The sequence below is a fragment of the Mesorhizobium sp. M2A.F.Ca.ET.039.01.1.1 genome (assembly GCF_003998035.1).
GTDB lineage: Bacteria > Pseudomonadota > Alphaproteobacteria > Rhizobiales > Rhizobiaceae > Mesorhizobium.
In genome coordinates, this window is sequence record NZ_RZRY01000288.1 from 1 (window position 1) to 7,678 (window position 7,678).

The window sequence follows — 7,678 nt, forward strand, 5'->3', positions numbered from 1 at the left end:
GCGCTGGGCGATGCGTCAAGGCCCGGAAGACTTCGGCCCGCGTCACATGGGTCCGCCGCCCGAATTTCTCGCTGCCCGGCTCGCTGCGCTCGAGACCCGGATCGGCATCCGCTCCGAGCAGCTCGATGCCTGGCGCGACTATACCAGCGCGCTGCAGGCGGTGCTGGCGCCACCGCCGCGGCCCGATTTCGCCCCGCCCGGCCGCGGGCCTGACGCCGCCGCCGGTGGCGAGCCGGATCAGGCAAAGCGCGATCCCTTCGCCTTCCAGGAAAAGCTGGCCGACGAGGTGACCAAACGCGCCGCTTCCGCCGCCAAACTCAAGGACGCCATCGGGGTGCTGCGCGCCAAGCTGACGCCCGAACAGCTCGAAATCCTCGCTTCGGCGGACCGGCCGCATGGCCACCCCCCCGTTCCATGGGGCAATCCGCCGGATGCAGCCGGTCCCGGAGGTCTGCCTGATCACGGACAGCTCCCTCCACCCCTACCCCGGAGTGGCGAGCAACTCTGACCGGCTGCGCCGGCCGGCCCTCTGACCCACCCGTTCAAGGGCCGGCCGGTTCTCTTCTTGCAACTGAGATGCCTCGCACCGCCGCTGGATGCGCGAGGCGAGGAGAGCACCATGTGGGAAGCGCTGATGATGCTGCGCCTGATCGTGTCTGTTGCCCCGGGCCTGCGGGTCGGCCGGCAGGCTTCGCAGCCAGCCGCGGCGCCCACGTCGATCGAGGATGCGATCCGGTTGAACTTCGCAGGCTATCGGCTGTCGCTTCCGATCGCCTCGTCCAATGTCAAAAACGATGACCGCAAAATTGCGTAAAAGACATCTTCTTCTGCTGGCATTGCTGGTCGCGCTGGCCGCCGTCGCAGCGCTCAAGGCTTATGGCCGCGCCACGCCCGAGCCGGCGACGCAGACGCCTGCGCCGGCAGCGACGCTCACCGTTTCGGTGGAGAAGGTGGTCGCCCAGACGGTGACATCGTCGGTCAGCGCGACCGGCACGGTGGCTGCATGGCAGGAAGCGACGATCGGCGCCGAAGAGAGCGGCCTGCGCCTGACCGAAGTCCTGATGGCCGAGGGCGATCATGTGAAGGCCGGCGATGTCGTCGCGAGGTTGGATGACTCGCTCCTCAAGGCCCAGCTCGCCGAGCAGAAGGCAGCCGTCGCTCAGGCGCAGGCGACGCTCGACTCTGCGTTGTCGGCCGCCGCGCGCGCCGACAGGCTGCTCGCCAGCAACGCCGTCAGCGCTGAAACCGCCGAGGACAAGGCGACCGCCGTCAAGACCGGCAAGGCCAGTGTCGACCAGGCAGAGGCCGCCGCTCAGCGGCTGCAGGCCCAGCTCGACAGGACGACCATCCGCGCCCCGTTCGACGGCATCGTCTCCAGCAAGCCGGCCGTGGCAGGCTCCATCGTCCAGGCCGGCACCGAGCTGATGAAGATCGTCCGTGACGGCAGGCTGGAGGTCGGTGTGCTTGTCCCTGAAAAGGACCTGGCGGCAATCTCGGCCGGTCAGCCGGCGAACATCGTCGACGCATCCGGCCGCGCCTTTTCCGGCAACATTTCCTCGATTGCGGAAACCGTCAATTCGACCACGCGCCTTGCCACCGTCTATGTCACCGTCGGCGAAGGCTCGGGCCTTAAGCCCGGCATGTTCGCCCGCGTCACGATCGAGACGGCGTCGTCCCGGCAACTGACCATCGCCGAAACGGCTTTGGTCTGGCATGACGGCAAGCCGGCCGTGTTCGTCGTCGACGATCAAGGCAAGGTCGGCGCGCATCCCGTTGCAACCGGCACGCGCCAGAACGGCCGGGTAGCCATCGAAAACGGCTTGTCGGAAAGCGACCGCGTCGTCGTCGCCGGCGCCGGCTTCCTGAACGACGGCAACCTCGTGCGCGTCGCCGCCGACGAGACGAAGGCTGCCGACGCCGCAAGCACGGCGGAGCCCGCACAATGAACGCCATCTCCTCGTGGTCGATCCGCAATCCGGTTCCGACCATCGTGCTGTTCCTGTCGCTCGGCATTGCCGGCGTCTACGGCTTCATGCAGCTGCGCACCAACAATATGCCCGACATCGACCTGCCGACCGTCACCGTCACGGTGGCGCAGCCGGGCGCGGCTCCGAGCGAAATGGAAGTCCAGGTCGCGCGCGTTATCGAGAACACGGTCGCGACCCTCGAAGGCGTCGACGACGTCTCGACCTCGATCAGCGAGGGCTCGTCCGTCACCGCCATCGAATTCACCCTCGGCACCGATCCCGAGACCGCCACCAACGATGTCCGCAACGCCGTCTCCGGCGTGCAGTCCAGCCTGCCGGCCGCGGCCCAGACGCCGGTCGTGGCCAAAGTCAACGCAACCGGCAATTCGGTGCTGACCTTCGTCGTCGAGGCGCCGACCATGTCGCCCGACGCGCTGAGCTGGTACATCGACAATGACGTCGCCAAGGTCCTGCTCGGTGTCGACGGCGTCTCCAAGATCACCCGTTCCGGCGGCGTCGACCGCGTCATCCGCGTCGAGCTCGACCCCGACCGGCTCGCCGCTCTCGGCATCAGCGCCGGCGACGTCAGCCAGACGCTGGCCTCCAACAACGTCAACCAGCCCGGCGGCCGCGCCAATATCGGCGGCCAGGAGCAGTCGGTGCGCACGCTCGCCAGCGCAACGACCGTCGAGGTGCTGGCCGATACCCGCATCGCGCTGAGCGGCGCCGGCGACGTCAAGCTGTCCGACCTCGGCACCGTCGTCGACAGCTGGGAAAAGCCGCGCCAGGCGGCCTATCTCGACGGCCGGCGGGTCGTCGCCTTCAATGTCTACAGATCGGTGGGCTCGAGCGAGATCGACGTGGTCAAGGCCGCCCGCGCCGCCATCGCCGACATGGGCGCCAAGACCACGGCGGCAAAATTCACAGAAGTAACCTCCTCGTCAGGCTTCGTCCAGGAAAGCTACGACGCCGCCTTCGAAGCCTTATGGCTCGGCGCCGTGCTCGCCATCGGCGTGGTCTGGCTGTTCCTGCGCGATATCAGGGCGACGCTGGTGTCGGCGGTGGCGATGCCGCTGTCGCTGATCCCGACCTTCGCGGTGATGGCGGCCTTCGACATCTCGCTCAACAACATCACTTTGCTGGCGCTGTCGCTGGTTGTCGGCATCCTGGTCGACGACGCCATCGTCGAGATCGAGAACATCGTGCGCCACATGCGCCAGACCGGCATCAGCGCCTACCAGGCGGCAATCGAAGCGGCGGACGAGATCGGTCTCGCCGTTGTGGCGACCACCGCCACCATCGTCGCCGTGTTCCTCCCCGTGGCCTTCATGCCCGGCGTTCCCGGCAAGTTCTTCTTCTCCTTCGCCGTCGCCGTTTGCGTCTCGGTGCTGTTCTCGCTCCTGGTGGCGCGCATGCTCACTCCGCTGATGGGCGCCTATCTGGTGCGCGCCGGTGGCCATGACGAGGACGATACGCCTGCCTGGGTGCCGACCTATCTGTGGCTGCTGCGCAAGGCGCTCGACCACCGTTGGATCACGCTTCTCGCCGGCATTGCCTTCTTCGCCGGCTCGATGATGCTGGCGACACATCTGCCGACCGAGTTCATGGCGGCGGCCGACCGCGGTCGCTCGATGATCTCGGTCGAGCTGCAGCCCGGCTCCACCATCGAGCAGACCACGGCGGTGGTGCAGGACATCACCAGACGGCTGGAGAAGGAGCCGGCCGTCGAAAGCGTGTTTGCCACGATCGGCACAGCTGCTTCTTCGGGCGGCGGACCCAGCCAAAGCTCGAGCTCGGCTGAAGTGCGGACGGCGACCGTCACGGTCAACCTGAAGCCGCGCGCCGAGCGGACGATGAGCCAGCAGCAATTCGAGGCCGAGGCCTCGCCGAAGCTAAACGGCATTCCCGGCGCCCGCATCCAGTTCGGCGCCGACGGCTTCTCCGGCGCCAAGGTGTCGATCACGCTAGTCGGCGACGATGGCGAAGCCCTCGAAAAGGCCAGCGATGCGCTGATCGACGCGATGAAATCGGTTCCCGGGCTGATCAATCCGACATCGACCGCGGCCACCACCAAGCCCGAGCTCATCGTGCGGCCCGACAGCGCCAAGGCAGCCGAGCTCGGCGTCACGCCGACCGAGATCGCCGCTACGGTCAAGATCGCCACCATCGGCGACACCGACACCAGCCTGGCGAAATTCAATCTCGGCGACCGTCAGGTCTCGATCATCGTCACCGTGCCGGACGGCGCCATCGATGATCCGGCAAAGCTCGCTATGCTGCCGCTGACCGGCACCAAGGGCGTGGTTCCGCTTGGCGCAGTCGCCGATATCGGCTTCAACGCCGGCCCAAACAGCATCACGCGTGTCGACAGAAGCCGCAGCGCCACGGTCGAGGCCGATCTTTCCGGCCTGACGCTCGGCCAAGCGGCCGAAGCCATCCGCGCCCTGCCCGCGATGAAAAGCCTGCCGCAGGGCGTGCATGAACTGGCGCGCGGCGATGCCCAACGCATGCAGGAGCTTTTTTCCGGCTTCGCCACCGCAATCGCCGCGGGCATCATCCTGATGTACCTGACGCTGGTGTTGCTCTTCCGCAGCTTCGTGCAGCCGGTGACCATCCTGGTCGTGTTGCCGCTCTCGGTCGGCGGCGCGCTGGGCTTCCTGCTCATTACCGGCAAGGCGCTTGGCATCTCGCCGTTGATCGGCATACTCATGCTGATGGGCATCACGGCCAAGAACTCGATCCTGCTTGTCGAATATGCCCTGGTCGCCGAGAAGGAGCACGGCATGAGCCGCTTCGAGGCACTGCTCGACGCCATCCGCAAGCGGGCCAGGCCCATCGTCATGACATCGATCGCCATGGGCGCCGGCATGCTGCCGATCGCGCTTGGCATCGGCGCCGACGCCGAGACGCGTGCGCCGATGGCGATCGCCGTGATCGGCGGGCTCATCTCCTCGACCGTACTCAGCCTCGTCTACGTGCCGGTCGTTTATACCTTCATGGACGACATCCAGCATTTCCTCGCCCGTCACCTGGGCAAGCTGTTGGTCGAACCGCCCGGCGCGGACGGCCGGGCGAGGACCACAACTCCAGGGAAAAATCCAGCCAATGCATACCCAACCTGATCGTTCTCCATCGCCGGCAAGGCTACGCCGCCTGTCTCCCTGGGCGGGATTCCTGTACGCCACGCTTCTGTTGGCAGCCTGCTCGCAGGAGAAGAGCCAGGTGCCGGCCGGCATGGGGGGTGCCGGCAGGCCCGAGGTCGGCGTCGTGACGCTGCATCCGCAATCGGTCGCGATCACCGCCGAGCTGCCGGGACGAACGGCCGCCTCGCTCATCGCCGAGGTGCGCCCGCAGGTCGACGGCATCATCCGACAGCGGCTGTTCCAGGAAGGCGCGGAGGTGGTGGCGGGGCAGCCGCTCTACCTCATCGACCCGGTGAGCTATCAGGCCGCCTATGACAGCGCCGTCGCGACGCAGCAGAAGGCTGAAGCCGCGGTGCCCACCGCCCAGGCCAAGTTCGACCGCTATGCCGGGCTGCTGAAGCAGAACGTCGTCTCGAAGCAGGATTACGATGATGCCGCCGCGACGCTGGCGCAGGCGCAGGCCGACGTCGCAGCGGCCAAGGCCAGCGTCGAAACCGCGAAGATCAGCCTCGACCGCACCTCGATCACCGCGCCGATCGCCGGCCGCATCGACAAATCGACATTGACGCCGGGAGCATTGGTCACCGCCAACCAGGAAACGGTGCTGACCACCATTCGCTCGCTCGATCCGATCAATGTCGACGTCACGCAGTCCAGCACCAACCTGCTCAATCTGCGCCAGGCGATCAACGAAGGCCGGCTGAAATTCAGCGGGACCAATGTCAGCGTCAAGCTGAAGCTCGACAACGGCACCATCTACGCGCAGAACGGCAAGCTGGAGTTCGCCGGCGCCAATGTCGACCAGTCGACCGGCACCTTTGCGCTCAGAGCCCAGTTCCCCAATCCCGACCGCCTGCTCTTGCCTGGCATGTATGTGCGCGCCATCGTCGAGGAAGGCGTCGCCCAAAACAGCTTCCTGGTGCCGCAGCGCGGCGTCACCCGCGACCCCAAGGGCCAGGCGACGGCCATGGTCGTCAACGCCCAGGGCAAGGTCGAGCAGCGCGTGCTCAGCGTGCGCAACAGCGTCGGCAACAATTGGCTGGTGGATTCCGGCGTCGGCGACGGCGACCGAGTCATCGTCGAGGGCCTGCAGCTGGTGCGCGCCGGAGGCGACGCGACAGCGGTCGAGGTGACGATCGACGAAACGACAGGCGAGATCAAGGACCGCGAGCAGAGCTCCGCCTCGGCGACCGCCGCCGGCGGCAACGCCGCCGGTGCCGCGAAGCAGCCGTCCTCTGGCGCAACCGGGAACTGAAGCGATGTCGGGATTCTTCATCAACCGGCCGATCTTCGCCTGGGTGATCGCCATCGTGATCATGCTGGGCGGCCTCTTGGCGCTGCAGTCGCTGCCGATCTCGCAATACCCGCAGATCGCTCCGACCACCGTGAACATCAGCGCCAGCTATCCCGGCGCCGATGCCCAGACCGTCGAGAACTCGGTGACCAAGGTCATCGAGCAGGGCATGACCGGCATCGACAACCTCGATTACATGACGGCGACGTCGACCTCGACCGGACAGGCCTCGATCACGCTGACCTTCACCAGCGGCGCCAACGCGGACACCGCCCAGGTGCAGACGCAGAACAAGCTGCAGCTCGTGCAGTCGCAGCTGCCGCAGGTCGTCCAGAACAACGGCATCACCGTCTCCAAATCCTCGACCGGCTTCCTGATGGTCATCGGCTTCGTCTCCAGCGACGGCAAGATGAACTCGACCGACCTCGCGGACTATGTCGACTCAACCATCAACGACACGCTGAAGCGCGTCGAAGGCGTCGGCTCGACACAGCTCTTCGGCTCTGGCTATGCCATGCGCATCTGGCTCGACCCGGACAAACTAGCGCAATATTCGCTGATGCCGAGCGATGTCGCCACGGCCGTCGAGGCGCAGAACACGCAGGTCTCGGCCGGCCAGCTCGGCGGGTTGCCGGCGCGCAAGGGCCAACAGCTCAACGCCACCGTAACGGCGAAGAGCCGGCTACAGACCGCCGAGCAGTTCCGCAACATCATCCTGAAGAGCAATACCGACGGCTCGCTGGTGCGGCTGAACGATGTCGCCAAGGTCGAGATCGGCGCCGAAAGCTACACCACCCAGGCCCATTATAACGGCAAGCCGGCCGCCGGCGTCGCCGTCAGCCTGGCGACCGGCGCCAATGCGATCAGCACCGCGGAAGCGGTGCGCACGACGATCAATCGCCTGAGCTCGACCTTTCCGCAAGGCGTCGAGGTCGTCTACCCGTACGACACCTCGCCCTTCGTGCGGCTGTCGATCGAGGAAGTGGTGAAGACGCTGGCCGAAGCGATCGTGCTGGTGTTTTTGGTGATGCTGCTTTTCCTGCAGAACCTGCGCGCCACCATCATCCCGACGATCGCCGTGCCGGTGGTGCTGCTCGGCACATTCGGCGTGCTCTCCTTCTTCGGCTATTCGATCAACACGCTCACCATGTTCGCCATGGTGCTCGCCATCGGCCTGTTGGTCGACGACGCCATCGTCGTGGTCGAGAATGTCGAGCGCGTCATGCAGGAGGAAGGCCTGCCGCCGAAGGAAGCGACGCGCAAATCGATGAACG

6 protein-coding genes are annotated in these 7,678 nt (G+C 66.4%); all 6 read left to right on the top strand.

What is annotated here, in order from left to right:
• The coding region (locus EOA24_RS20955; protein WP_127410031.1) for a hypothetical protein at positions 1 to 508 on the top strand (508 nt) is incomplete at its 5' end.
• Between the two features lie 111 nt (positions 509 to 619).
• Positions 620 to 814 carry a hypothetical protein gene (locus tag EOA24_RS20960; RefSeq protein WP_127258034.1) on the top strand — a complete coding sequence of 65 codons (195 nt, stop codon included), beginning with the start codon at positions 620 to 622 and terminating at the stop codon, positions 812 to 814.
• A complete protein-coding gene (locus EOA24_RS20965) occupies positions 807 to 1,946 on the top strand; it encodes an efflux RND transporter periplasmic adaptor subunit (protein WP_189343114.1) in 1,140 nt (379 codons plus the stop codon). Before EOA24_RS20960 ends, EOA24_RS20965 begins: the two co-directional genes overlap by 8 nt.
• Positions 1,943 to 5,089, top strand: a complete 3,147-nt coding sequence (locus EOA24_RS20970; RefSeq protein ID WP_245467029.1) for an efflux RND transporter permease subunit — start codon at positions 1,943 to 1,945, stop codon at positions 5,087 to 5,089. Before EOA24_RS20965 ends, EOA24_RS20970 begins: the two co-directional genes overlap by 4 nt.
• A complete protein-coding gene (locus EOA24_RS20975; RefSeq protein ID WP_127410032.1) occupies positions 5,073 to 6,365 on the top strand; it encodes an efflux RND transporter periplasmic adaptor subunit in 1,293 nt (430 codons plus the stop codon). Before EOA24_RS20970 ends, EOA24_RS20975 begins: the two co-directional genes overlap by 17 nt.
• Positions 6,366 to 6,369: 4 nt before the next feature.
• Positions 6,370 to 7,678, top strand: a 1,309-nt coding sequence (locus EOA24_RS20980) for an efflux RND transporter permease subunit (RefSeq protein WP_189354084.1), incomplete at its 3' end; no start/stop codon positions are given.

Coding starts and splice junctions, on each gene's coding strand:
- EOA24_RS20975 (WP_127410032.1), top strand. CDS start 5,073: ATGCATACCCAACCTGATCGTTCTCCATCGCCGGCAAGGCTACGCCGC.
- EOA24_RS20960 (WP_127258034.1), top strand. CDS start 620: ATGTGGGAAGCGCTGATGATGCTGCGCCTGATCGTGTCTGTTGCCCCG.
- EOA24_RS20970 (WP_245467029.1), top strand. CDS start 1,943: ATGAACGCCATCTCCTCGTGGTCGATCCGCAATCCGGTTCCGACCATC.